Annotated in this window: 16 protein-coding genes and 1 pseudogene; 2 read left to right on the top strand and 15 right to left on the bottom strand. The window is 45.4% G+C overall.

The window, feature by feature from the left end:
• Positions 1–37: 37 nt before the first annotated feature.
• A complete protein-coding gene (locus AB5170_RS09060; RefSeq protein WP_148461385.1) occupies positions 38–1,021 on the bottom strand; it encodes an ABC transporter substrate-binding protein in 984 nt (327 codons plus the stop codon).
• A 502-nt stretch (positions 1,022–1,523) separates the two neighbouring features.
• Positions 1,524–1,685, bottom strand: a pseudogene (locus tag AB5170_RS09055) (DUF6783 domain-containing protein); the annotation flags it as partial.
• Here AB5170_RS09055 and AB5170_RS09050 point away from each other — a divergent pair.
• Both AB5170_RS09050 and AB5170_RS09045 read left to right on the top strand, forming a co-directional pair.
• Positions 1,623–1,775: a DUF6783 domain-containing protein gene (locus AB5170_RS09050; RefSeq protein ID WP_320054993.1), complete on the top strand. Its 153-nt coding sequence runs from the start codon at positions 1,623–1,625 to the stop codon at positions 1,773–1,775. The pseudogene AB5170_RS09055 and the gene AB5170_RS09050 sit on opposite strands and share 63 nt — an antisense overlap.
• Positions 1,776–1,780: 5 nt before the next feature.
• Positions 1,781–2,929, top strand: a complete 1,149-nt coding sequence (locus AB5170_RS09045) for a GntR family transcriptional regulator (protein WP_368361449.1) — start codon at positions 1,781–1,783, stop codon at positions 2,927–2,929.
• 9 nt (positions 2,930–2,938) lie between these two features.
• Here AB5170_RS09045 and AB5170_RS09040 read toward each other — a convergent pair whose 3' ends face one another.
• From AB5170_RS09040 to larE, 13 genes are all read right to left on the bottom strand, one after another.
• A complete protein-coding gene (locus AB5170_RS09040; protein WP_173770587.1) occupies positions 2,939–4,543 on the bottom strand; it encodes a response regulator in 1,605 nt (534 codons plus the stop codon).
• The gene (locus tag AB5170_RS09035) at positions 4,518–5,546 is read right to left on the bottom strand and encodes an ABC transporter substrate-binding protein (protein WP_173716786.1); all 1,029 of its coding nucleotides are present in this window, start codon (positions 5,544–5,546) and stop codon (positions 4,518–4,520) included. The genes AB5170_RS09040 and AB5170_RS09035 overlap by 26 nt, the downstream gene beginning before the upstream one ends.
• Positions 5,543–7,129, bottom strand: coding sequence for a sensor histidine kinase (locus AB5170_RS09030; protein WP_173718022.1), 1,587 nt, complete (start codon positions 7,127–7,129; stop codon positions 5,543–5,545). The genes AB5170_RS09035 and AB5170_RS09030 overlap by 4 nt, the downstream gene beginning before the upstream one ends.
• A gap of 121 nt (positions 7,130–7,250) precedes the next feature.
• Positions 7,251–9,263: a diguanylate cyclase gene (locus AB5170_RS09025; RefSeq protein WP_313718066.1), complete on the bottom strand. Its 2,013-nt coding sequence runs from the start codon at positions 9,261–9,263 to the stop codon at positions 7,251–7,253.
• 3 nt (positions 9,264–9,266) lie between these two features.
• The gene (locus AB5170_RS09020) at positions 9,267–9,995 is read right to left on the bottom strand and encodes an HAD family hydrolase (RefSeq protein ID WP_118577735.1); all 729 of its coding nucleotides are present in this window, start codon (positions 9,993–9,995) and stop codon (positions 9,267–9,269) included.
• Between the two features lie 359 nt (positions 9,996–10,354).
• Entirely contained in the window at positions 10,355–11,752 is a 1,398-nt protein-coding gene (locus tag AB5170_RS09015; RefSeq protein ID WP_368361450.1) for a S1C family serine protease, read from the bottom strand.
• 95 nt (positions 11,753–11,847) lie between these two features.
• Positions 11,848–12,009 carry a DUF6783 domain-containing protein gene (locus tag AB5170_RS09010; RefSeq protein WP_306467751.1) on the bottom strand — a complete coding sequence of 54 codons (162 nt, stop codon included), beginning with the start codon at positions 12,007–12,009 and terminating at the stop codon, positions 11,848–11,850.
• Between the two features lie 81 nt (positions 12,010–12,090).
• Positions 12,091–12,594 carry a GtrA family protein gene (locus tag AB5170_RS09005; RefSeq protein ID WP_118577927.1) on the bottom strand — a complete coding sequence of 168 codons (504 nt, stop codon included), beginning with the start codon at positions 12,592–12,594 and terminating at the stop codon, positions 12,091–12,093.
• A 13-nt stretch (positions 12,595–12,607) separates the two neighbouring features.
• On the bottom strand, positions 12,608–15,043 hold the full coding sequence (locus AB5170_RS09000) for a glycoside hydrolase family 3 C-terminal domain-containing protein (protein WP_173716782.1): 2,436 nt from the start codon (positions 15,041–15,043) through the stop codon (positions 12,608–12,610).
• 117 nt (positions 15,044–15,160) lie between these two features.
• Positions 15,161–19,054 carry an ATP-binding protein gene (locus AB5170_RS08995; RefSeq protein WP_368361451.1) on the bottom strand — a complete coding sequence of 1,298 codons (3,894 nt, stop codon included), beginning with the start codon at positions 19,052–19,054 and terminating at the stop codon, positions 15,161–15,163.
• 35 nt (positions 19,055–19,089) lie between these two features.
• Positions 19,090–20,547, bottom strand: a complete 1,458-nt coding sequence (locus AB5170_RS08990; RefSeq protein ID WP_368361452.1) for an ABC transporter substrate-binding protein — start codon at positions 20,545–20,547, stop codon at positions 19,090–19,092.
• Between the two features lie 320 nt (positions 20,548–20,867).
• A complete protein-coding gene (locus tag AB5170_RS08985) occupies positions 20,868–22,763 on the bottom strand; it encodes a leucine-rich repeat domain-containing protein (protein ID WP_368361453.1) in 1,896 nt (631 codons plus the stop codon).
• A gap of 344 nt (positions 22,764–23,107) precedes the next feature.
• Positions 23,108–23,932 (bottom strand): ATP-dependent sacrificial sulfur transferase LarE, encoded by an 825-nt coding sequence (larE, locus tag AB5170_RS08980; RefSeq protein ID WP_173735966.1) that lies wholly within the window; start codon positions 23,930–23,932, stop codon positions 23,108–23,110.
• Positions 23,933–23,988 lie beyond the last annotated feature (56 nt).

The raw sequence follows: 23,988 nt of genomic DNA, 5'->3' as shown, positions 1-23,988 counted from the left end.
CTCTGCTGTTTTCACACTCTCCGATTGATTTTTCTGATTAGTAAGCACGTCCAGCCAGAACTTCATCAGTCATAGTTGTTGCATATTCGCTCTCGATTCCAGGTGCTACGAATGCCTGATCCTCAACAAGTGTTGTCTTCTCAAATTCTTCGCCTGCCTGCATTTTCTCGATTACGCCCTTAACAACTTCAGCCTGGATCGGGTTACACTCAACATCACAGTTGATCTTTCCATCTAATGTATACTGAAGTCCATCATGTGTTGCATCGAAGGAAATAAGAGTTACATCGCCATCAACACCGTAGGTGATACCTGCTGCATCCATTGCATCCATTGCGCCGTATGCTTCGTTATCGTTCTGGCAGACAACTACATTGAACTGTCCCTCATAGGATTTGATGAAGGATTCCATAACTTCCTGACCACCAGCCTGTGTAAAATCACCGGACTGAGAATCAAGAATCTTCCAGTTATCATGCTCGCCAGCTACCTGATTGAATCCTTCTGTACGTCCAAGTGCTGCGGAAGCTCCTACGGAACCTTCGATTACAAGAATGTTAGCGTCTTTATCGCCAAGGTACTCAGCTAACCAGTTACCAGCTGTAATACCTTCGTTTGTTGTGTTTGTTCCAACCCATGCATCATATAAATCGTCGCTTGCTTCGATTTCACGGTCTGCGATGATTACAGGGATTCCAGCATCCTGTGCTTCCTGAAGGACGGTGTCCCAGCCAGCGGACTGGATCGGAGCGATTACGATGTAATCCATATCTTTACTAATGAATGTACGAACTGCTTCAAGCTGTGCAGCATTGTCATTGTCGCAGTCTACAAGATCAAGGCTGTATCCGGCATCTTCTGAGAAAACATCCTGATAGTTCTGGGTGTTTGCTGTACGCCAGTCTGATTCATGTCCAACCTGAGCGTATCCAACTGTTACCAGATCGTCAGCGTAAACCGGCATAGCCATCATGCTGAGTGTTGCTGCTGCGAGTGCCATAACTGCTAATTTCTTTTTCATAGTGATTATTCCTCTCTTTCTTTTAGAAAAAATACTTTTGCAGGTCGCGCCTGCCATTGGTTTCTCGTTCAACACTGATCCGTTTGCTGTCTTAGCTTTCCGTCCGTTCTTTGAATCCGTGTTCTTCTTGATGTCTATAATTTAGCGAAAATCAACATAAATTTCAATATTGTTTTCCCGTCTTTTGGTTGTTTCGTCAGTTCAAACAATACAAATTTGTTGGTTTTCATAGTGAAATACAGACAAATTTATATTATAATGAATTTCAGGCAGGAAAAGGGGTGATATTTTATGATTTCTCATTTAGAAAGTTTGTTTTCTTATGATTTTGTGAAAAATATTACACCTTTTTCTATGTTTTTCGATTTGGCAAACTGTCTAAGCTGGAAAAAAAAGGTTTGATCATTTGAAAAAAGGTATAATATTTTGGGTTTTAGAAGTGAAAAAGCAGAAGATTTATTGGGAAATCATAAATAATTCATGTGAAAATTTTATGAAATAACTATCCCAGCAAAATAAAAAAACCAGAGTGGCGCGACAGATTGCGGGAATACTTTTTCAGACACGCTCTAGAGCGTGTTTGGAAAAGGCTTTCTGCAAGATGTGCGTCACAATTTGTGGGAGATTTTGTCCGGAGGAGGGCGTCGTAGCGGGCTACGACAACCGAATTCGGGCAAAATATACCGCAAAGTGGGGCGTACAGATTGCAGGAATGCTTTTTCAAACACGCTCTAACCTAAGAAAGAGGAACTAAAATATATGGCGATCAAATATAAATGGCTGGTTGAACAGCTAAGAGAAATCATTTCAGATTCTATTCAAAAGGGAATCAACAAGCTTCCCACCGAACAGGAGCTGGCTGTCAGATACCGTGTCAGCCGACAAACGGTCCGGGCTGCGCTGGCGGTTCTTGAAGATGAGCGGGAAATCCGCCGCATTAAAGGGAGCGGAGCTTACATTACCGGACTTTCCAGCCTGGAAGACCGGAATATAGTTGGAATTCTGATTCCCGATGAACAGCAATATGAATATCCTGCACTGATAAATGATATTCGTGTGGCGCTGGCTGCGGAGGGATTTTCCTGCAAGGTTTACCCCACTCACAATCATGTGGACCAGGAACGGCAAATCCTTCAGTTTCTTTTGAAAAGTCCGCTGCGGGCACTTATTGTGGAGCCTGTAAAAAGCGCCTTACCATCACCTAATACAGAGCTTTATCAAAGGCTGATACAAAGGGGAACTTCCATTTTGTTCCTGGAATGTGCTTATCCCCAGTTGTCTCAGATTCCAGTAATCTATGAAGATAATCTATATGGGGCTGGTCTTCTGGTGCAAAGTCTTGTGGAAAAAGGCCACTCTTCTATCGCCGGTATTTTCCAGATGGACGATCAGCGGGGACTTGAACGCTACCAGGGATTTCTGGATGCTATGCAAAATCAGGGGCTGACTGTACCAGACCGCAACATCTGCTGGTACACCACACAGGAACTGGATGATTTCCGTCAGAGCCAGGATATCAGCTTCCTGAAAAAATTTCTAGAACGGATCACCCCCGACTGCACTGCGTTTATTTGTGAGGATGACTTTATTGCATGGCTGTTATGGGAAGAGCTGTCGCTTGGACAGGAGAAAAAGATAGCAACTCATGCTTCCCTTTCATCCTCTCTTCAAAGCACTGGATTCAAGACTACTTCCGCCGACCATAGTTTCGAAACCACAATAACACTAGCCGCCTTCAATACCAGCTACCTTACCACATCTGGTCTGCTCCGCGCCACAACACTGACACACCAGACACACCAGCCTGGTACTCTGGCCGCCCAAATGAGCATAAACAAATTAAAAGGACTCCCTGTCTCTTCGCAGGAAGTCCCATGGCAGTTATCACTGCCGAAATCGCATAATTAATTTTGAATATCATGCAGTCCCCTTACTCCGATATTCCCTTGGGCTGCACCCGGATTTTTTCTTAAACACATAACTGAAATAATGGGGATCCTTATATCCCACCTCCTGTGCGATCTCTCCGGACGACTTGTCCGTCTCGCGCAGGAGTTTTTTCGCTCTGTCAACACGTTTGCAGGTAATATACTCTACAAACGTCTTCTGCATATTCTGGCTAAAAATTGCGCTTAAATAGTTGGCACTCATATTCACCGCATCCGCTACTTCATTCAGGGAAATGGTCTCTTTATAGTAATTCTCATCAATATAATCCAGCACTTTCCTCATGGCGCTGTTGCCCTGAGACTCATTCTTCTCATCCCTGATATCAATGGCACTCTGAAGAATGTCCACACAATACCCTGCCACCTGCGATGCCTTGATACTGGTATCCTGATATTTTCCCTCGATCCGTTCTGTATAACCCTCTTTTTCCACACCAATGGATTCCAGATACATAATAGTTGTAAACCGAATATGAAGCACCACATAATCCCGGAACATTCTGGACTCCAGTGCCTTACTCATTCCACCCAGATATCCCTGAACGAACTCCTGAATCTCACTGCTGCTTCCTTTTGTGAGAAAATCCTTGATGATCTCAGGATTCAGCTGTGAAGAATCCACTGCTGCCAGCCGGTTCTCCCCCTGCGAGTTTACATAACTTTCCAAAGTTTCTTCTGTAAGCACATGAAGCCCCGGCACCATAAAACGATATGCAAAATAATGATTCACGCTCTGATAACACTGGGAAAGCAGGCTCAATCTCTCCACTGGTTTTCCTACCGCCACATACCAGTCCATCTGCTCTTCCCCTTCGCAGGCCCGTTTCACATACTCCACGCAATTATCTGTCAGCTCTGGAAGCCGGGACAATTCCCCCTTTACCAGAACTCCGTAGCTGTTTACATTCCAGCGGAAAAGCAGATACTGGGGATATCGGAGAAAATAATGAAGCACTTCATCCTGTTTCCGAAGAAAACCTGCCATCTTGTCCTTATTTTTCTCCTGTAAATACAGGAAAAGCAGATTATATCCTGCTGCCGTAATTTCTATGGACTGACGCTCTGCCTCATCATAAATCTCCTTAACCGACAGCTCACCCTCCAGAATTTTCTCCATAAAACGCCGTCTGGAAAACTGCTCATACTCCTGGATCTCATTCTGGAACTGGGTGCGGTAGTCCTCCTGCTCCTGATCCTGCTCGATCTTATCTTTCAGTTCAAGAAGTACATTTTTCAGCTTCATTCTGGTAACCGGCTTCAGAAGATACTGATCAACGCCAACTTCAATTGCCTGCCTTGCATATTCAAAATCATCATAACCACTGATAATAATAATCTTCATCCGCGGAAATTCTTTGCTCACAATTTTACTTAGGGAAAGCCCATCCATAAAAGGCATTTTAATATCCGTGATCAATACATCCGGCTTCGTCTTACGGATCAGGGGCAAAGCCATTTCCCCGTCTGCTGCTTCTCCTACAAAACGGTATCCGAACTGATCCCAGGGAATCCTGTCCCTGAGCCCTTCGCGGATCACCGTCTCATCTTCAACCAGAAATACCTTCCGTAACATTTTCTTCCTCCCCAACGTTCTCCTGGGTATACACCCGCTCCGGAACATAATATGCTTTCTCTATTTCTTTGCCAGCTTCCATATCCTGAATGATCTGCTCCACGTATTTTCCCTGGTCAGGATTACACTGGACATCAATGTTGATCTCCCCGTTTCTCACCAGCTCCACGCCGGCATCCACCGCATCAAAGGAAATTACCGTAATATCGCCGTTCACTCCTGCAGTTTTTCCTGCTTCTCTGATGGCTTCAAGAGCACCAAAAGTCATGTCATCGTTCTGTGAAACCACCACATCTATGTCCTCATACTGATCCAGAAGCCTTGCCATCTCTTCTTTTCCTTTTGCTGTGGTAAATTCTCCGTCTACCTGCTGCAAAATATTCCAATTGCGCTGCACCTTTGCCACTTCATTGAACCCACGGGTTCTGCCGATGGTGGCGGAGGCGCCTTTGGTTCCTTTCAGCACTACAATGTTAACTTCGTCATCTTCCCTGCCCTGCTTTTTCATGTAATCCTCAAGCCAGTAACCAGCATCCTGTCCTTCGCGGACAAAATCGGAACCAACCCAGGAAGCATAGAGGGAGTCATCATCCACAGAAACCTTACGGTCTATGAGAATTACCGGAATCCCGGCATCCTTCGCCTCTTGAAGCACAGTGTCCCATCCAGATTCCTCAATAGGAGAAAGTACGATATAATCCACCTGCTGGGAAATAAAGCTTCGGATGGCCTTGATCTGATTGGCCTGCTTCTGTCTGGCATTGTCAAAAATCAGCATGTAGCCGTTTGCCCTGGTGAAAGCGTCCTGAATGGACTGAGTGTGGGCACTTCGCCATACAGATTCGCTTCCCACCTGGGCAACACCTACTACGATCAGATTATCGTCCTCCGCAGGAGTTTCCTGCACTTTACTGCTCAAAGGGCTTCCCAGAAGGGCCAGTGCCATAAGCACAAGCACAACCGGCGCCACAGCCCAGATATTTTTTCTTATAAACTGTCTCATACGCCTGTCTCCTCCTGCTGTGGCTGTCCACCCTCAATTATCTTATTGTCATTCTGCTGTTTCGGATTATTTTCTATTTTTTTATTTGCGTCAGAATTCACGCTGTTGCTGACATCAACCGCTTTTGCTGTATCATTCCCTGTTTTCTCCACCGGAGCTTCCAGAATAGCCGGGATCACAATCTCCACTGTAGTTCCCTTGCCCTTCTGTGACTGGATCTTCATTCCATACTCCGGTCCGAAATACATGTGGATACGCTCATTTACATTTGCCAGACCAAAGCCCTTCTCCGTCTCCTGGCAGGGCTTCTCGATCTGCTGGCGAAGCTGTTCAAGCTCTTCCTCATCCATGCCCACACCATCATCCCGGACAGTCAGACGGATAATATCGCCCTCTTTTTCCCCGTGAATGTGAATACAGCCTTTGGCACGTTTATATTTGATTCCATGGTAAAGTGCATTCTCCACCACTGGCTGAAGGGTCAGTTTCAGAATCTGATATTTATAAATCACCTGATCCAGCTGAATGTCATATTCCAGAATATCCCGATAACGCATCTCCTGAATCTGGAGGTAACTGCTGATGTGTTTTTCTTCTTCCTTAATGGAAATAAATTCCTTCCCTTTGCTGAGGATTTCACGGAAAAAGTCCGACAGTGTAACAACCATGGTCACCGCTTCGTCCGGCTCATTGGACTCGATCAGCCACACAATGGTGTCCAGCGTATTATAAAGAAAATGAGGCTGAATCTGCTCCTGAAGAAGGCGCAGATCTGCTTTTCGCATTTTCCGCTCGTCTTCCTTCACCTTATCGATCAGAGACTGCATGCTTCCTGCCATTTTGTTAAAGCTCACTGCAAGCTCAGCCACCTCATCATCGGAATCCGCCTGGGCTCTGGCATTGAAATCACCCTGGGCAATCTTCTCCGTAGCCTGGTTCAGCTGACTGATGGGCTGTATAATACCGGAAACGATCATCACCGCACTGACTGCAACCACAATGATCAGCACGCCGATCAGCACACTGCACACCACCATAAACCGCCCGATCTGATCCTGCAGGGTATCTGTGACCTTGTCCATATAACGTGTCTGATAATAGATATAATACTGGATATCATCCTGGATCAGTTCCGTCAGAATGTAAATATTATTGTCCAGCTTCTCAATATTCTCATTGTATCTGCCCCCGGCAGAAATACTGTCCACAATATCGTCCACCCTTTTTTCCAGGGTATCAATATTGCGAAGAAGACTCTCCAGCCACAGCTTGCTCTCAGATTCTGTGGTAATGGCTGTCAGTCTGGTAAATTCGCTGCGTAATTCATCTATTAAAGTATATGGATTCTTAAGACTTTTGTCTGTTTCGATGGTATCCAGAGTGACGTAGCCAACAACCAGCTTATACAGGCTCTCGTCCATCTCTTCCTTGAAATTCAGATTGTAATTATTCGCTACAGTCATGTTGCTTACGATCTCATCATAAGTATTGCTGTAACTTGCCATCGAGGCAAGAAGATACATCACAAGAAGAATAAACGGCAGTGTTACCACTGCCGCCAGTGTAAGAATTTTCTTTTTCATAAAGTAAAACTTACCCCCACTCCCGCAGGTCCCCCGACCTGCAAATGCTGCTGTTCGCGATTTTTACCCAAAATAATTCGTCGAACAATACCTCAATATATTACATTATAATAAGCCTTGCCTACTGCACCGTCTCGATCATCTTCCCCACATAAGAATTCTGTACAAGCATAGGCTGCTCTTCTGCCCGCTTCATTTCCTCCTGGATACGGCCCTGAATATCCTGCAAGCACTCCAGCAGCAGCGGATTGAAGGTTCCGCACTCACCGGCCAGGATCATCTCCATAGCCTTCTCATGGGAAAATGCTTTCTTATAAACACGCTCGCTTGTCAGTGCATCATATACATCTGCAACAGAAACCACCTGAGCTGCAATCGGAATTTCTTCCCCCTTCAGACCATCTGGATAACCCTTGCCATCGTAGCGCTCATGGTGCCATCTGCAGATCTGGTAAGCCACCTTCACAAGCTCTTCATTCTGATAAACACCCAGGCTCTTCAGCATGGAAGCACCGATCAGGGTATGCTTCTTCATTTCCTCAAACTCTTCATTTGTCAGTCTGCCTGGTTTATTCAAAATCTTCTCGTCGATTCCCACTTTACCAATATCGTGAAGGGCAGATGCAATTGTGATCATGTACTGGTCAGACCATTTTAGATCATATTTGTCTGTTTTCTGCATCAGTCTGTCCAGCAGAAATCCGGTCAACATCTTTATGTGCTGAACGTGCTGACCACTCTCTCCATTACGAAATTCTACGATATGGCTGAGAATATCTATCAAAATTTGACTATTTTTTTCTTTTTCTCGAATTTGATCCGTTACAAGTGTGATTAGGCGCCTCTGTTTTGCGTATAATTTAATAGTATTATATACACGCCGGTAAACAACCTTGGCATCAAACGGGCGGCTGATATAGTCTGAAACTCCCATTTCATACGCCCGGCGTATATATGATTCTGTCTCCTCACTGGAGATCATGATGACCGGAATATCCTCGATCCAATGGTTCCGGTTCATCTCCTCAAGAACTGCAAAGCCGTCCATGCCAGGCATTACAATATCAAGCAACACCAGTGAGATTCCTGCACCATACTCCCGAAGCACGGAGAGACATTCCTCCCCACTGCTTACTTCCATAGTCTTAAAATCATGGTGCAGAATCTCCGCAAGAATATCACGGTTCAGCTCAGCATCATCCACGATCAGAATCTGCTGTTTCAGCTCATCACGATTAACCTCTGCGCCATCTGCATTTCCATCTTTTATCTCATTAGACTCGGTTACCACCAGATTCTTACGGGTTTTCGCCTGGTACATAAAGCGGTCAGCTCTTCCTACCACACTTCCGATCGTTTCATCTGCCCCGGCAATTGTTCCTCCAATACTCACAGAAAGCTGAATCCCGGCATATCCCGGCACCGCAGCCAGATGAATCTTATCATGGATTTCCTGCAGTCTTTCGGCAAATTTCACTTCTGTTACTCCGGGAAGCACCAGAAGAAACTCATCCCCTCCATAGCGGATCAGAATATCATCCTTACGGATATGCTTGCATATGGTTTCTGCAACAACAGTCAGTGCCATATCCCCGGCATTATGTCCATATGTGTCGTTATAAAGCTTAAAATCGTCCAGATCGATCATGGCAATTCCAGCCGGTCCCATCTTGGACTTCAGTTCTTCTTCATAATAGCGTCTGTTGTATGCCTTCGTAAGAACATCCTGATACAGTCTCTCGTTATATCCGGTAAGGCTTCTGATCAGGCGCTCATGATCTTTCCGGTCGATCAGGCTGTTTTTGTCCATTTTCTTCAAAAGCTCCATTACATAAGGCTTACCGTCAATTTCCAGATAATTTGCTACGATCTGATAAATGTCATCTCCAATAAATTCCAGCTTGCACAGCTCTGCCTTCCGTAAAAAGGCATCCATTGCCACACATCCATGGCAAAAATGCCCTATGCACAGATCTGCTTTTTTTGTCTGTCCGCCCTCTGCTGCCAACAGACCTTCTGCATTCAATTTCTCCAGTTTTTCCTGGTCAAGAAGCCTTACAAAGTTAAAAACCCTACGGTAACAGACCATCTCGTATTCTGCCTGCTCCATGGTGATTTTGTAATCTGATACCATACTTTATCCATCCTTCTTCGTTGTAAAGCATATTTGGACAATAAGCTTTCTCAACTCTTCCTCTGTATATGCAATATAATCTGGTTTTTCCATACCTTCCGGAACCGTATAACGGTGATGGTTCATCCAGATGGTCTTCCATCCGGCATTTTTTGCACCTGCAATGTCATTCTCCAGAGAATCCCCGATCATAAAAGTATTCTCCGGCTTCATTCCCCATTTTTCTTCTGCCATGCGGAAGATCTTCACATCCGGCTTGACCACGCCCACACCTGCAGACACGATCAGCTGATCCTCTGTAAACCATTTATCAAGTCCCAGTGTGTGGAACTTCTGAACCTGATGGGAAAAAGGTCCGTTGGTGATCACGCCCATTTTCACTCCGGCAGCTTCGCATTCGTCCAGCAGTTGTGTCATTACCCCTGAAACATGAAGATGGGACTGATTCTCTTTATATCTCTTCTGGAAGAGCTCTGCCTGCTCTCTGGTAAAGGGAATTCCCAGGTCTTTCATAGTATTTTCAATTCTGTAAATCCGGGATTCATGAATGGAAACCTGTCCACTCTCGCTGAACAGAAACATTTCAGCGCTTCTTTTCCCGAAAATCCGGTAAAACAGCTCCGGATCCGGAAGCTTCCTGCCCAGACTGAACTCACAGGCTGTAAGCAACGGCTCCATCTGGCTGTATAAGGTATCATCTATGTCGAAAACCAGAAATCTTTCGTTGTTCATTTTACTGACTCTTTTCCTTGTTCGTATAATTCTTAAAAATATTATGCCGCAGTCTGCCGACAATAAAATAATTATACCTTTTTAATGTAGGTTACGCAATCTATTATTCAGTTTTCTATGTGTTTTCTAACTATTTCAAAGCAGAGTATATTTGAAAAATCTGTTTCGCAACCGGCATGCCTCGCTTTGTGGGAAATTTTACCCGAAAAAAGAGGTTCACCTTTTTTACAGATGAACCTCTCTCATTCTATTATTTACATTTCCGTGGCTGAATCAATCCCGGTTCTCCTGCCTTAGAGCGTGTCTAAAAAGCATTCCGGCAATCTGTATGCCTTACTAGAGCGTATTCGCCCAAGTGTTTAATTCCAGCCCTCGCCGTACTGGAGACCTGAGCCGCCTTCGTTATTCTCCCAGTCTTCCAGAAGATTATCATCCTGGCTGCTTCCCTGACCGTCACCGTTGTCCTTGGAATCCGTACTCTGTGTATTTGTGTTCTCGCCAAGAGTTACAGTTACTGTCTCTTCTTTGTAACCTTTTCCATCCGGAACTTCAATGGTAAGCTCTACATCCTCACCAGGCTCGTAGTAGGAAAGGAAATCAACCAGCTGTTCCTTGGTTGTAACAACCTTGCCTGCAAATTTTGTAATGATGGATTTTGCTTCAATGCCAGCCTCATCAGCTGCACCGCCTTCTGTTACGTCTCTTACAAGAACGCCTTCCGGAACACCATATGCTTCACTTACTTCACTGTCAACACTCTTAACTGTGATTCCCAGAACACCGTGGTTATCAACTTTATCTCTGGTCTCCTCATTCATCAGGCTCTCCAGAGTATCTGTTACATCAGAAATTGCAATTGCATAACCGATACCCTCAACCTCTGTGGAAGCAAGCTTTGCAGAGTTGATACCAACAACCTCACCGTTCATGTTCAGAAGTGCACCACCGCTGTTGCCTGGGTTGATTGCTGCATCTGTCTGGATCAGGTTTGTAGCGGAATTGCTGTCGCTGTCATAATCGCCGACTGTATCATCAGAATTCAGCTGACGGTTCTTGGCACTTACAATACCGGTTGTTACGGACTGACCGTAACCAAGTGCGTTACCAATTGCAACAACCTGTGCGCCAACCTTCAGGTCATCGGAATTACCGATGGTTGCGATCGTAATGGCATCCATTGTATCGCTGTCAATATCATCCAGGGAAACTGCTACAACTGCAAGATCCTTCTCGCTGTCATAGCCTTTTACCTTAGCCTCACATGCTGTGCTGTCGCAGAAGCCAACTGATAAGGTCTCCGCACCTTCTACTACATGATAGTTGGTTGCGATCAGAAGCTCGGAATCGTTCTTACCAATGATAATACCGGAACCGCTTCCCTGAACCTCCTGTTCCTGGGATGGTGAATAAGCACCGTACTGGCCAAACATTCCGTAGTAGTTCTGAACCTCTTCTACAGATTTAGTTGTAATGGAAACGATACTTGGCATTGCCGCTTCTACAATATCAGATACATCAAGGCTACCCTTTGCTGTACTCTCATCTTTGCTGTCATCCTTGGAATCATCTGATTTCTTCTCGGATTTCAGCAGCTCAACCTTATCTTCGCTTGCTGCCTGTACACTCTGCTCATAGCCTGTCAGATAGTTAACTCCTGTATATGTTCCTGCTGCAAGGCCGCCTGCCAGTACTGCACAAAGACTAATGCTTGCTGCCTTTTTAAGTTTTCTCTTTAATTCTTCATTTCTATTCTTCATGATAAAAGCCTCCTTTAGAAACTCCTTTATGTTCTCTTCATTTGATAGTTCACAGTATAGAGACAATTTGTGTTCTCTTTGTGGGAAAAATGTGTTTAAATTGTTAAATTCCGCCTTTTAATATTAGAGCGTGTTTGAAAAATCATTCCCGCAATCTGCACGCCCCACTTTGCGGGAGATTTCACCCGAATTCGGTTGCCGTAGCCCGCTACGGCGCCCTCATCCGAGCGAAATCTCCCACAAATTGTGACGCACATCTTGCAGAAAGCCTTTTTCAAACACGCTCTAGCATTAAAAAACCCGGACTGCAAGGCAATCCGGGTAAAGAACAATCATCTTTATTTGTTCGGCATGATCCAGAATTTCATGGTCGGGTAGCTGAGAACTACCTGAACCAGAATGTTCAGAACATTTGCGAGTGTAGGTGCAAGTGCTTCGGAAATACCGATGTTTACGAAAAAGCTCTGGCTGTAAGCCGGAAGTGCTGCGGATACAAGCACCAGCACAACTGCAAGTACAATGTATTTCGGTACAGCCTTCTCAAACGCTGCATTGGATTTGAAAACCAGGTTCTTCTGTACAAAGAAGTTTACGGTCTGGGCTGCTGCAGTTGCAACCAAAAAGCTTAAAAATCCACATAAACCAAGATTGGACTCGATATTATCAGCGTAATTGAACACCAGAAACTTAAATGGTGTATTTGCAAAGCTTTTGAAAATAAAACCGGTGCACAGCCACATGATAATGAAGTTTGTAATAGTTGCGCAGTTGGATAATACGTTGAATTTAATAAACTCCCAGATATTTGGGTGATCTTCGATTAACTGTTTGATTTTTCCCATAATGATACTCCTCCTATTTCTGCTCTTCCAGATCTTTCTCGTACTGCTTGTTCAGCTTCTGATTTCTGAAAAATCCGCTGATTACTTTTCCAAGACCGCTGAAATGGCCGTTTACAACCTTCAGAAGTCCCTCTACCATTTCCATAGAAACCATGCCGCCTGTCATCTTAGCGATTGCACGGAATGGCATGTTGTACTGGAACAAGGTGTTGAGATCCGGAATTCCCGCTGCCTCGCTCTTTTTCAGCTTTTCGCCCAGCTTTTTACAGATGAAGCGGGCAATTCCGCTCTTCGCGTAATACATCTGGCAAAGGGCATCGTTCATGCCAAGCTCGCCGCTCCAGCTTCCGTCCGGAATGGAATGTCCCAGGATCGTCTCGTACTCCTCATTTCCGACCTGCTGGATTTTTCCCTCCACGTAAGAAGAAACGCGGTTGGTATAGTATGGCATTACCTCAGTGGTTCCGATAATGGCAAGAGAATCCTGAAGACGGATATCCGCACAGCTTGCACCGATCATAATGCTGTAAACGCCGCCTTCTACTTCCCATTTATTTGTCTTCATATTCCAGTAACGGAATGTCTTGTCGTCGAACTTAATGGTAACGGTTTTCTCCTCGCCTGCCTTTAAGAACACCTTGGAAAAGCCTTTCAGCTCCTTGACCGGGCGGAAAACTTTTGCTCCCGGAAGTCCTACATAAAGCTGGGCAATCTCTGCACCATCATACTTTCCGGTGTTGCGAAGGGTAAACGTCGCCCCATCCGGCTTCACCTGAAGATTGTCATATTCAAATGTAGTGTAGGAAAGACCATATCCAAATGGATAGTTTACCGGCACACCTGCGGTGTCGAAGTAGCGGTATCCTACGTAAATTCCCTCTCTGTACTCAGAGTTCCGCTCCTGTGACGGATAGTAATTGTAAGAAGGAGTATCCTCATATTTCTTAATGTAAGTTTCTGCAAGCTTTCCAGATGGATTAACCTTTCCGGAAAGGATGTCAAGAACTGCGCCTGCACCAGCCTGTCCCATGAGGGCGGTATGAAGCAGGGCTTTGAAATGATGGTGCCATGGCATTTCGATAACAGAACCTGCGCTGATGATACCAACCATGTTTGCATTTGCTTTTGCCAGCTCCTGAATCAGGTTGATCTGGTTCTGGGGAATGCGGAGATGCTTACGGTCAAGACCTTCTGTCTCGCTTTTTTCGTTCAGTCCGAAGAAAAACAGAACTACATCAGAACGGCGTGCAAGATCCACGGCCTCTTTTTTCATAGCTTCGTCTTCCTTGCCGTCACGCTGATAACCGCGGACGATTCCAGTTACGGAAATTCCGCTGGTCTCCAGCATGTCCTTGATGGAATCTACTTTTGTGGAGTTTACCATGGAGGAACCTGCGCCCTGGTATCTTGGGTCAAAAGCGAAGTCACCGATTATGGCTGCCTGAACCTTTTCTCCAACCGGGAGAATTCCACCTTCGTTTTTCAGAAGGACTGCACTGTTTTCGCAGGCAAGACGTGCCAGCTTGTGATGCTCCTCATGGAGAGCCTTCTTGTCAGCCACTTTCTTGTAATGTTTCGCATTTTCGGAAGTAGTAAGTACAAGGTCAAGAAGCTCGTCTACACGCTCATCGATATCTTTTTCGCTGATCTTGCCGCTTTCTACACTGGCAAGAAGCTCTCTTGCTGCATCAAGTCCTGGAGTCGGCATTTCCAGGTTGGAACCGTTCTTTACACCCAGGGAATGGTCGTTGGAAGCACCCCAGTCTGTGATCACAGAGCCATCGAAGCCCCACTCATCGCGAAGGATGTCTTTGAGCAGATGCTCGTTTTCGTTGGCGTAGACACCGTTTACTTCGTTGTAGCTGCTCATAACCGTTTTCGCGCCGCCCTCTTTGATGGCAATCTCAAAACCGGTGAGGTAGATCTCACGGAGAGTTCTCTCATCTACCACTGCGTTCATTGCCATACGGCGAAGCTCCTGGCTGTTTACAGCGAAATGTTTTGCGCAGGCTGCTGCTCCTGTGCTCTGCACACCGCGGATAAAAGCAGCTGCCATTTTTCCGGAAAGATAGGGATCTTCGGAAAAATACTCGAAGTTACGTCCACAGAGAGGATTTCTCTTAATGTTCAGTCCCGGTCCAAGAAGAACGTTTACGTCTTCTTCCATGGATTCTTCACCAAGGGCAACGCCTACCCTCTGCTCCAGTTCTTCATCCCAGCTGTTTGCCATAGCTGCCGCTGTAGGAAAACAGGTTGCCGGCACTGCCGGATTGATTCCCAGATGATCTCCTGCTCCAGCCTGTTTGCGCACACCATTCGGTCCGTCTGAACAGAAAATCGCCGGAATATCCAGACGTGGGAAATCTCTTGTCTGCCACTCGCTTTTTCCGCTGAGGAATGCGGCTTTTTCTTTCAAGGTCATATTATCTATGATGTTCTGATATTTCATGCTTGTGATTACCCCCTTTTATATTGCCATAAATATAACACAACCCCGTCTGTAAAAGACGGGGTTGGCACAAACTGTCAATATATTGCACAAGATGCATTTAAAAACCATTTATTTTCATCCCAGCACTTTCTGCAGCGTTTTCTCCAACACCTGCAGATTCACAGGTTTGGAAAGATGTCCGTTCATACCGCTTGCAAGGGAACGCTTCACATCCTCGTCAAAAGCGTTGGCACTCATTGCGTAAATCGGGATCTTTTTGCAGTCCTCACGATCCAGATTCCGGATGGTCCGGGTAGCTTCCAGTCCGTCCATTTCCGGCATCATAATATCCATAAAGATCATATCGTAATATCCGGGAACAGATTCTTCCATGCGCCGCACAGCTTCTTCGCCGTTAACTGCCTGCTCGGTTTCAATTCCGTAATTTTCAAGGATCGTACAGATAATTTCCATATTCAGCTCATTATCCTCAACCACCAGGATTCTTTTTCCCGGGAAGCTGATCTCCTCCGGCTGGCTGGTGACCGTAGTCTTCTCGCCGCTTACCGGCTGAAGCTTCACGCAAAAGCTGAAGCTGCTTCCCTTACCAGGCTCACTTTCCAGCTTAATATCGGAATCCATCATCCGCACAATTCTTCTGCTGATGGCAAGACCAAGACCAGTGCCCTGTTTTCTCGCATTATCAGAATTATCCGCCTGCTCAAACTGCCGGAAAATAAGCTGCTGTTTCTCAGGTGCAATTCCAATTCCATCATCCCGGACTTGAAAATACAGATTGGAAAAGCCATTCTCTTCTTCCGTCTCGCGAACGGTCAGCCACACATGTCCATCTGGCTTGGAATACTTCAGCGCATTTCCCAGAAGATTTACCAGAACCTGGTTCAGCCTCAGGGAATCTGCCAGAAACCAATGGTTTTTCAGCTGGATATCTGCTATATACTGAATGTTATTTTCGTTCAGCTTCGCTTCCAGCAAAGGACGAAGTCCCTGTATCATCTCCATGAGATTACATTTTTCTTCGATCAGCCTCATCTTTCCGCTCTCAATCTTGGACATATCCAGAATATCGTTGATAAGTCCAAGCAGATATTCCGAGGAGTACTCGATTTTTCTCAGACAGTCGATCCGCCGCTCCTCAGTCTGTCCATCTTTCAATGCAATCTCCGTCATACCCATAATACCGTTCATAGGAGTACGGATCTCATGAGACATACGGGCCAGGAAATCCGATTTCGCCTTGGCAGAAAGATCGTGACGCTCCAGATTCAACCGGTTCTGAATAATTGCACTGATTTCTTCCAGACACTTGCACTCTTCTTTTTTCTCCAGGACATCCTGGTCAATGTCCCGGAATACAATACTTCCGGAATACTGTCCGTTGTCTGTCATATGAAATACAATATCGTTTTTGCCTGAAGCAAAAGGCTGAATCAGCGGCTCTTTCCGAATGCTTTCCCCGGAGGTCAGAAGCTGCTGCATTTCCTGTGTCTCCACAAAGTGCTGATATTGCTTCTCAGAACAGTGGACCATACCGTCCCAGTCATCCTTTTTCTCCCAGGATTTCCAGCCGTACAGCAGGTTATTTACCATATATTCCTCGTTGAAATGGGTAATCACAATGTCTGCCAGATGGTATTTCTCCTGCAGCTTCAGCGCCAGAATATCCAGAACCACAGAAGTATCACCATCTCTGTCAAACAGATTCAGGGCTATGGAGGAAAGTGTCATTTCCTTCAGACGTTCCAGAGAAGCCACCTCAGCAAATGCCACATCAACCGCACAGGCTTTTTCCACCGTTGAAAGCTCCTCATAGAACATGATTTCCTGCTTTCCATGACGTGCAGCTGTAAGAGCAGTCTTCGTCTGTTCAAGTGCCTCAGACAGCGAATTTCTGCTGCCTGTAACTGCGATTCCACATTTCAGGGAAAGGGACAGATGCTTCTCATCTGTAAGCGCCCCAAACTCCTTTTCCAGTCCCTGCACACTTCTCACGATCGGTCCGGTCGTACATACCGGCAGCCATACCAGCATCTGGTCTGCACCAGCCCTGATATAAATACCACCGTTTAAACCGTCCTCCTGGAAGCGCTTCGCCAGCAGACCTGCAAACTGCTCCAGGATAATATCTCCGAAGATCAGGCCATAACGCTCATCGATTTTGGAAAACTGCTGGATTTCCAGAAGTACCAGTACTCCCTCCGGGTCATCCCGACACAGTGTTTCCACAACCTCCAGTCCGCTTCCAAGACGGTAAAAAGAGGTAATGGAGTCATAAATCTGCTTTCTTTTCTGCGCCTGCTCCAGAAGCTTGTGCTGATGTACATTGTGAATACAGCCAACGATCCTGCTGCGCTCTTTATTCTCATTAAAAGTAATGCTTCCGGATAGATTTACCCACTGAAATTCTCCATTAGCATGCTGCAGACGAAAGTCAACATCCAGAACGCCGCCTGAGCTTTTTACTGCGTTCATCAGCTTTGCCTTATCTGCTGGATGGATACTGTCATTATCAAGGAATTCCGGATGCTTTCCACAGTCCCATACACCGTCATTGCCTTTGCTGTTAACTATTTCCAGCAGTTTTTCCCTACATTTGTAGGTGAAAAAGGCATCCTGGGAACTTTCTACCGCAATCCGATAGCGCTCCTTTTCCTCCAGAAGCTGATTCTCTGTCTGCATCTGGGTATCCGTCAGATTCTCTATCACTTTGTGGAGCTCATCAAGCTCCTGAATACCTGACTCCTGAAAACTGTGAATTCCCTTCACTCCGCCTCGTACACTCTCCACCAGATGGTAAACCGGTTCCGTCGCATACTGGACAAGAAAATAAACCAGAATAACTGCCATCAGGGCACTTCCCAGAATCGCTCCCAGGATTCTCTCATAAACATCGGAAATCAATCCATACACAGAATCCTCTGTAACAAAACCGCACAATGCCCACTGTGTATCTTCATACGGCACATTTCTGCTGTACAGCTCCAGATTGCTCACAAGTCCGTAAATCTGCTGTTTCCCAATGGCAGCCCCCTGTACCAGCCGCAAATTCTCCTGCACCGGCTCCTCCAGAACAAAGTCACTTCCGTCCCGGGAAACTGCATCATACAGCGCACCCTCACCGGCAATTCCCTCATAATTTCCATTTCCATGGTCTACCACAAGGGCAAATCCTGCATTCAGATCGGAATCCAGATCTTTTACCGGAAAAAATTTGGTCAGATCATTCACTCCCACTTCAATTCCAAGCACACCGTAAACGGTTTTATCATAAACAAGAGGTACCGAATATGTGATCATCTTATGGTTATCCATATAGAAATCTTCCAGAATAAACGGCTTCGACCAGTAGCCCAGGTTTTCCATACTGGTGTGGGAATCAACGTAATTTTCTGCTGTTATATATGGCTGGTAAAAAAAGTCATCGGCATCTCTTTTCCCATTGCCCTGGAAGCGGAAATCTGTATGCCAGGAAGTATCCAGTGAAATGGACATATTCTGTGACAGTACCTTACTTCCACGCTCCATCAGCAGATCCGTGCGGGAAGCCGTTTTGGTCTGGGGGTCTGAGTCTCTCACCCAGAAGCCTTTGTATTCCCCTTCCGAATCTGTGTCGCCGTCATTTCCCAGAACCAGAAAAATTCCAGAAGTGGAATTGTACTGCAAAACCTCCACCATATCATAGAAAACCGTTTCCAGATATTCCTCCTGGACTTTCCCTGAGCCCATGAAGCCCTGCATATCCATCTGATGATCGCTCAATACCTTTGTTAACGCTGCGGAAAGACTGTCACTTTCCTTGTACACGCTGCTCCACTGCTCGATCATATCGTTCTCCAGAACCACCTTACGGTTCTCCACCGTATGACTGTCCAGACCGATAACCGCATTCTCCATGTTTGAGCGGATTCCGCTGAAAATCAATGTCAGGAATGGGACTGCACCCTGTACAAACACAATGATCAGTATAGGAATCAGAAATATATTCCAAAGAGATTTCTTTTTCTTCACAGTCTTCCTCACCTCCTTGTTTGCAGAAATGTTTTTTAATCCTGCTCCAGGCTATGGCAGAATTCCGTATACCAGTTCTGGAAATTCTCATCTGTCAGATACTGTGCAAGAGCCTCTTCCCGGCTCTCTCCGTCTGCGATTGCAGCGTCCATGGCATCTTTATCTGCCTTTGCCTTGTCAGCCAGGGAATAATCCAGGATCTTACGGGCACTGTAGCTATTGTCAAAAGCTCCAATTGTATAGAAACTTGTTTTATCAAAGTCTTCCATTTCCGTTGCAAAACAATCGTAAACCTTCTGGTTGACTTCTATATTATTCTCTTTGATAACGGAATCCAGTGTCTCTACGCTGTTGGCTTCTTTCAGCACCGGCATATAGGAGGATTCGCATACAAAGCGCAGGTTCTGGTTCTTCTGTGTGAACCATTTCAGGAATACACTTGCAGCATACTCATGTTCCTCATCAGACTTGGTCACTGCCATTCCGGCCCCCTGCTGAACTTTTATGTTCTCGCCGCCCTCCATAACCGGAGAATCACATACGATGTAATCAATCGGATAGCTTTCATTCTCTTTTTCCACGGTATCCGGGAAGTATACAGCGGAAGATGTGGAGCCTGTGTATGCAAGAATATCTCCTGTCTTCACATCATCGGAACGGAATTTTCCAAGAGATGCGAAATAGCCCTTCATATATGGTACATAGTAATTATCCCAAAGGCGGCGGATCAGATCTTCATCTGTGTTTAAGATCATTTTTCCATCTTTCACCTGGAAAATTTCCTTTCCCATCTGCTTCATGCCAATGATAAAATAGTTGGACATGGAGTCTCTGCCGTAGAATGCTTTTCCATCGTCCGGCACATCCGGGGTCTGCTCATCCGTCCACTCATAATAGCGCTGTGCAACCTCTGTAATACCTTCTGTAGTGGCAAGTTCATCCACTGTAGTTCCAGTGGCTTCTGCAAAAGGCTCCCAGTCAGTCTTATTGATCATGGTGATCTCTGTAGATTTGGCAACCGGGAAAAGATATAAAGCGCCATCCTGGTTAAAATAGCCCTCCTGGATGTAGGAATCTACATACCTGGACAGCTCATCTTCTGTAAAATACACGGAAAGGTCTGCCAGCTTGTCCTGCTGCTGTACTGCGTAAGCAGTATCAGAATAGGAAGAGAAAATATCCGGCAGTTCTTCTGCTCCTACTTCTCCATTCAAAGAGCTGTTGACTGCTTCCTCAAGGTCGGATACGGAACCCTGACTGTAGCTCTCCACGTAGATACCCTCCTCTTTTCCAACGGAGGCGTTAAATTCCTTTACAAGGATGTCAAACATTGCCTGTTGGGCACCGTTGTAATAATGCCAGATTGTTAGGGACACCGGGTGATCCGGATCCAGCTTTACAGATTTACCGCTTCCATCTTTGCTGCTTCCACAGCCAGCTAAAGATGCGGTCATTATTGCGATTAACATCATTGCCACACATTTTTTCTTCATACTCTTTTACTCCCTCACGGCACCTGATGCCGCAGCTTAACTCAATATATACTTCTGCCTGCAGCACTGTCCAAAGACCGGCTGACATGGCAGACCAGAGCGTGTTTGAAATTCCAAATCTTCAAAACAAAAAGCCCCTGCAACAAGTAAAATGCATCGCTGACTTCTACGGAATACAATATCCTTTCCAGCGTTTTTACATGTCACATGGGTAAATTTATAACGCATAGGCTTATTATAGGAAATGTCAGAAAAAGAATCAATAAATATTCATGAAAAAGGACAGAAAATATTTCATTTCTGTCCTTTCAAAATATACGTTATTTCACAGTCACCTTGCACTTAACTGTTTTCTTCCCTGCTTTCACCGTAATTACGGCTGTTCCTTTTTTCTTTGCAGTAATTCTGCCCTTGGAATCTACCTTTACTACCTTGGAGGAGCTGGATTTGTAGGTGATTTTTTCTTTGCTTGTTACTGGTTTTAAAACCGGTTTCAGGGAATATTTCTGATTTTTCTTTAATTTCAGTGTTTTCGGTACGCCTGTGATCTTTGTGGTTTTTACAGCGGTTTTCTGGACTTTTACGGTAACAGACTTTTCATATCCGCTGTTCAGGTATATGTGAATACGGGTTTTGCCTGTAGTTTTACCGGCGGTAATGTTACAGGTTCCATCTGAACTAACAGATACATCTGCAATACTCCAGTTATCCGTACTCCAGGTGGAAATGAAATCTCCCTTTGCAAGCCCGGTTACTTTCAGACACTTCGTCTTCTGTCCGGTCTTCAGCACAATACTGGACTGATTCAATTTCATTGTTGGCTGCAGTCTGTCCCGGGTAATTTTTGTTTCCTGCTCGCCGCATGCACTGCAGGTACGTGTCTGAACTTCTTCCTCATCCACAGTTGCTTCCTGGGTTACTGCCCATGCAGAAAATTTATGTCCGGTTGCTTTTATTGTAGTTCTCTTTTCCGTATCGCAATATCTGCAGGTGTATTCATCAACTCCGTCATCTGTACAGGTTGCATCTTCATGCCATGTCCTTACCCAGCTATGTCCGGTTGCCGGAATTGTCTCTTTCTTTTTGTCACCACATCTTCTGCAGGTATAAGTTTTTTCTCCGTCACTTTCACAGGAAGCATCTTCTGTTGTTTCCCCACGGTTCCAGTCATGACCAAGTGCCGGTGTTTCTTTTGTATAGTAATCACCGCAAAATTCACAGATTTCTTCTTCAGATCCCGAATAGGTACAGCCACTCATTTTTATCACATGTGACTTGTAGGAATGGGTATGGTTCGGATTGTAACTGTAATATACGGTTGTATTTGAATCACAAATGTATCTGGGCTGCCACGTGCTGCTATTTGCATAGCAGCGGATACTTCTCAGCTTGGCACATTTTTTAAACGCATCATTTCCTATAGATGTCAAACTTGCCGGGATTTCTATGGTTTCTAACGCATTACATCTGCCAAAAGTCTGATCTCCAATTCTGGTCAGACCCTCTGAAAGCTTTACACTTGTCAAGCTGGTACAGCCCTGGAATACACCGCTTCCGATGCTCGTTACGCTTGCAGGAATAGTTATGCTTGTCAAACTGCTGCAGTTCCAGAATGCCTGAACTTCTATAGAGGTTACCGTTCCCGGAATGGTTACACTTGTCAGACTGGTACAATTGCCAAATGTCATACCATCTATGGTTGTTACGCCTTCTGGAATTGTCACACTTGTCAGATTGGTGCAGCCGGTAAATGCACCGGAACCAATGCCGGTCACTCCTTCAGAGATAACCACGCTTGTTATTTTAGTGTTGCCAGCAAATGCATCATCTGCGATGCTTCCAGTTCCGGAAATTACCAGTTTCCCATCATCTGACAAGGTGTAGGTAATTCCTGTGTCTTCTCCATCTGAAAAAACCAGGGCTTCGTCTGCTGTTGCCGCTTCCTCATTCTGCCATTCTGCAGCTGCTTCCATGCCAGGCGCATCTGAGAATGAATCCTCTGACGGCTGATCCTCCGCCTGATCCATCTCCGGAGTCTGAACCTGTTCCTGAACCTCATCCTGATTATCCAGACCCTCATTCTCCACTTCGTCAAATACTGCTTCTGCTACTTCCTCAGAAGAAAAATCAGCTCCACTTACTGCCAGTGCTGCTCCGTCTGCACTTGTGATTGCCAGCAGCAATGCTGCGGCCAGTGCCAGTCGTCTGTTTCTCATACGCTTTACCTCGCTATTCTTTTTTTCGTCTTTTCAAACACACTCCAGAGGCAAAGATTTTTCCATTAATATCTGCTGTATAACACTAAACACTTCCCCAAAATGGATAACCTGCTATTCTGCAAATGAGCCCGCAGCATACTCCCTCCCAAAATTTGTCAGACGATTAATTTAATGATAGCGTAAAACCGCATTTAAAACAATTAACTAACAGCATAGTATAGACGATAATATCAAAAAAAGACAGAGAATCTTTCATCTCTGTCCAAAAGTTTGGTCTCATAATTATAGCAATGCACAACTTTTATACATTACAAGCCTACCGTTCACAACGTAAACCAAAACTATTTCTTCAATGTTTCATTCATACTTCCCATGCGGTATCCCTGGAGATCCATGGTCACGTATGTAAAGCCATATTCTTTGAAGGCTTTCACGATCTGGTTGCGGTTCTCCAGGACTTTCTGGAGTTCATCTGGCAGTACTTCAATTCGTGCCAGTGTACCATGAATACGCACACGTAGCTGATGAAATCCCAGATCCAGAAGAAGCTGCTCTGCCTTATCTACCATGCCAAGTTTCTCCTTCGTGATGGTCTCGCCGTACACAAAACGGGAAGAAAGACAGGCGAAGGACTGTTTCTCCCAGGTGGGAAGGTCAAGGTCTTTGGACAGGGCGCGGATGTCTTCTTTATATAATTCGCTATGGCGCAGCGGGCTCTTAACTCCAAGCTCTGCAACAGCCTGTAAACCAGGTCTGTAATCGCCGTTGTCGTCCATATTGGAGCCTTCTGCCACTGCATTCAGCCCCTCTTTTCTGGCAATGTCCCAAATTTTCTCAAATAACTCTTTCTTACAGATATAGCAACGATTGGCAGGATTCTGGCAGAAGCCCTCAATTTCCAATTCTTCAGACTCTACTGTAATGTGTCGGATTCCTTCCTTCTCACAGAAGGCTTTCGCCTCCTCCAGTTCTCTCTTCGGGAAAGAACAGGACATGGCAGTAATCGCGATACATTTATCCCCCAGCACATCGTGTGCTGTTTTCAAAAGAAACGTGGAGTCCACCCCGCTTGAAAAAGCCACAGCCACACTTCCCAGACTGCGTAAGTATTCTTTTAAAGCCTCGTATTTATTCTGCTGCTCTTTGGTTGCAGTGATTTCGCTCATATGATTATCCTCCTGCGGCGATATGTTGCTATTTATGTTACTACGAATTATCCTAG

This window comes from Ruminococcus sp. RTP21484sp1_RTP21281st1_A8_RTP21281_210402 (assembly GCF_040914025.1).
GTDB classification, from domain to species: domain Bacteria; phylum Bacillota; class Clostridia; order Lachnospirales; family Lachnospiraceae; genus Blautia_A; species Blautia_A faecis.
The sequence above is the reverse complement of the archived record's forward strand: the minus strand, read 5'-3'. Positions and strand labels throughout refer to the sequence as shown.

Coding starts and splice junctions, on each gene's coding strand:
- AB5170_RS09060 (WP_148461385.1), bottom strand. CDS start 1,021: ATGAAAAAGAAATTAGCAGTTATGGCACTCGCAGCAGCAACACTCAGC.
- AB5170_RS09000 (WP_173716782.1), bottom strand. CDS start 15,043: ATGAAATATCAGAACATCATAGATAATATGACCTTGAAAGAAAAAGCC.
- AB5170_RS09050 (WP_320054993.1), top strand. CDS start 1,623: ATGTGCGTCACAATTTGTGGGAGATTTTGTCCGGAGGAGGGCGTCGTA.
- AB5170_RS08990 (WP_368361452.1), bottom strand. CDS start 20,547: ATGAAGAAAAAATGTGTGGCAATGATGTTAATCGCAATAATGACCGCA.
- AB5170_RS09015 (WP_368361450.1), bottom strand. CDS start 11,752: ATGAAGAATAGAAATGAAGAATTAAAGAGAAAACTTAAAAAGGCAGCA.
- AB5170_RS09020 (WP_118577735.1), bottom strand. CDS start 9,995: ATGAACAACGAAAGATTTCTGGTTTTCGACATAGATGATACCTTATAC.
- AB5170_RS09005 (WP_118577927.1), bottom strand. CDS start 12,594: ATGGGAAAAATCAAACAGTTAATCGAAGATCACCCAAATATCTGGGAG.
- AB5170_RS09040 (WP_173770587.1), bottom strand. CDS start 4,543: ATGTTACGGAAGGTATTTCTGGTTGAAGATGAGACGGTGATCCGCGAA.
- AB5170_RS09025 (WP_313718066.1), bottom strand. CDS start 9,263: ATGGTATCAGATTACAAAATCACCATGGAGCAGGCAGAATACGAGATG.
- AB5170_RS09030 (WP_173718022.1), bottom strand. CDS start 7,129: ATGAAAAAGAAAATTCTTACACTGGCGGCAGTGGTAACACTGCCGTTT.
- larE (WP_173735966.1), bottom strand. CDS start 23,932: ATGAGCGAAATCACTGCAACCAAAGAGCAGCAGAATAAATACGAGGCT.
- AB5170_RS08985 (WP_368361453.1), bottom strand. CDS start 22,763: ATGAGAAACAGACGACTGGCACTGGCCGCAGCATTGCTGCTGGCAATC.
- AB5170_RS09010 (WP_306467751.1), bottom strand. CDS start 12,009: ATGTGCGTCACAATTTGTGGGAGATTTCGCTCGGATGAGGGCGCCGTA.
- AB5170_RS09045 (WP_368361449.1), top strand. CDS start 1,781: ATGGCGATCAAATATAAATGGCTGGTTGAACAGCTAAGAGAAATCATT.
- AB5170_RS09035 (WP_173716786.1), bottom strand. CDS start 5,546: ATGAGACAGTTTATAAGAAAAAATATCTGGGCTGTGGCGCCGGTTGTG.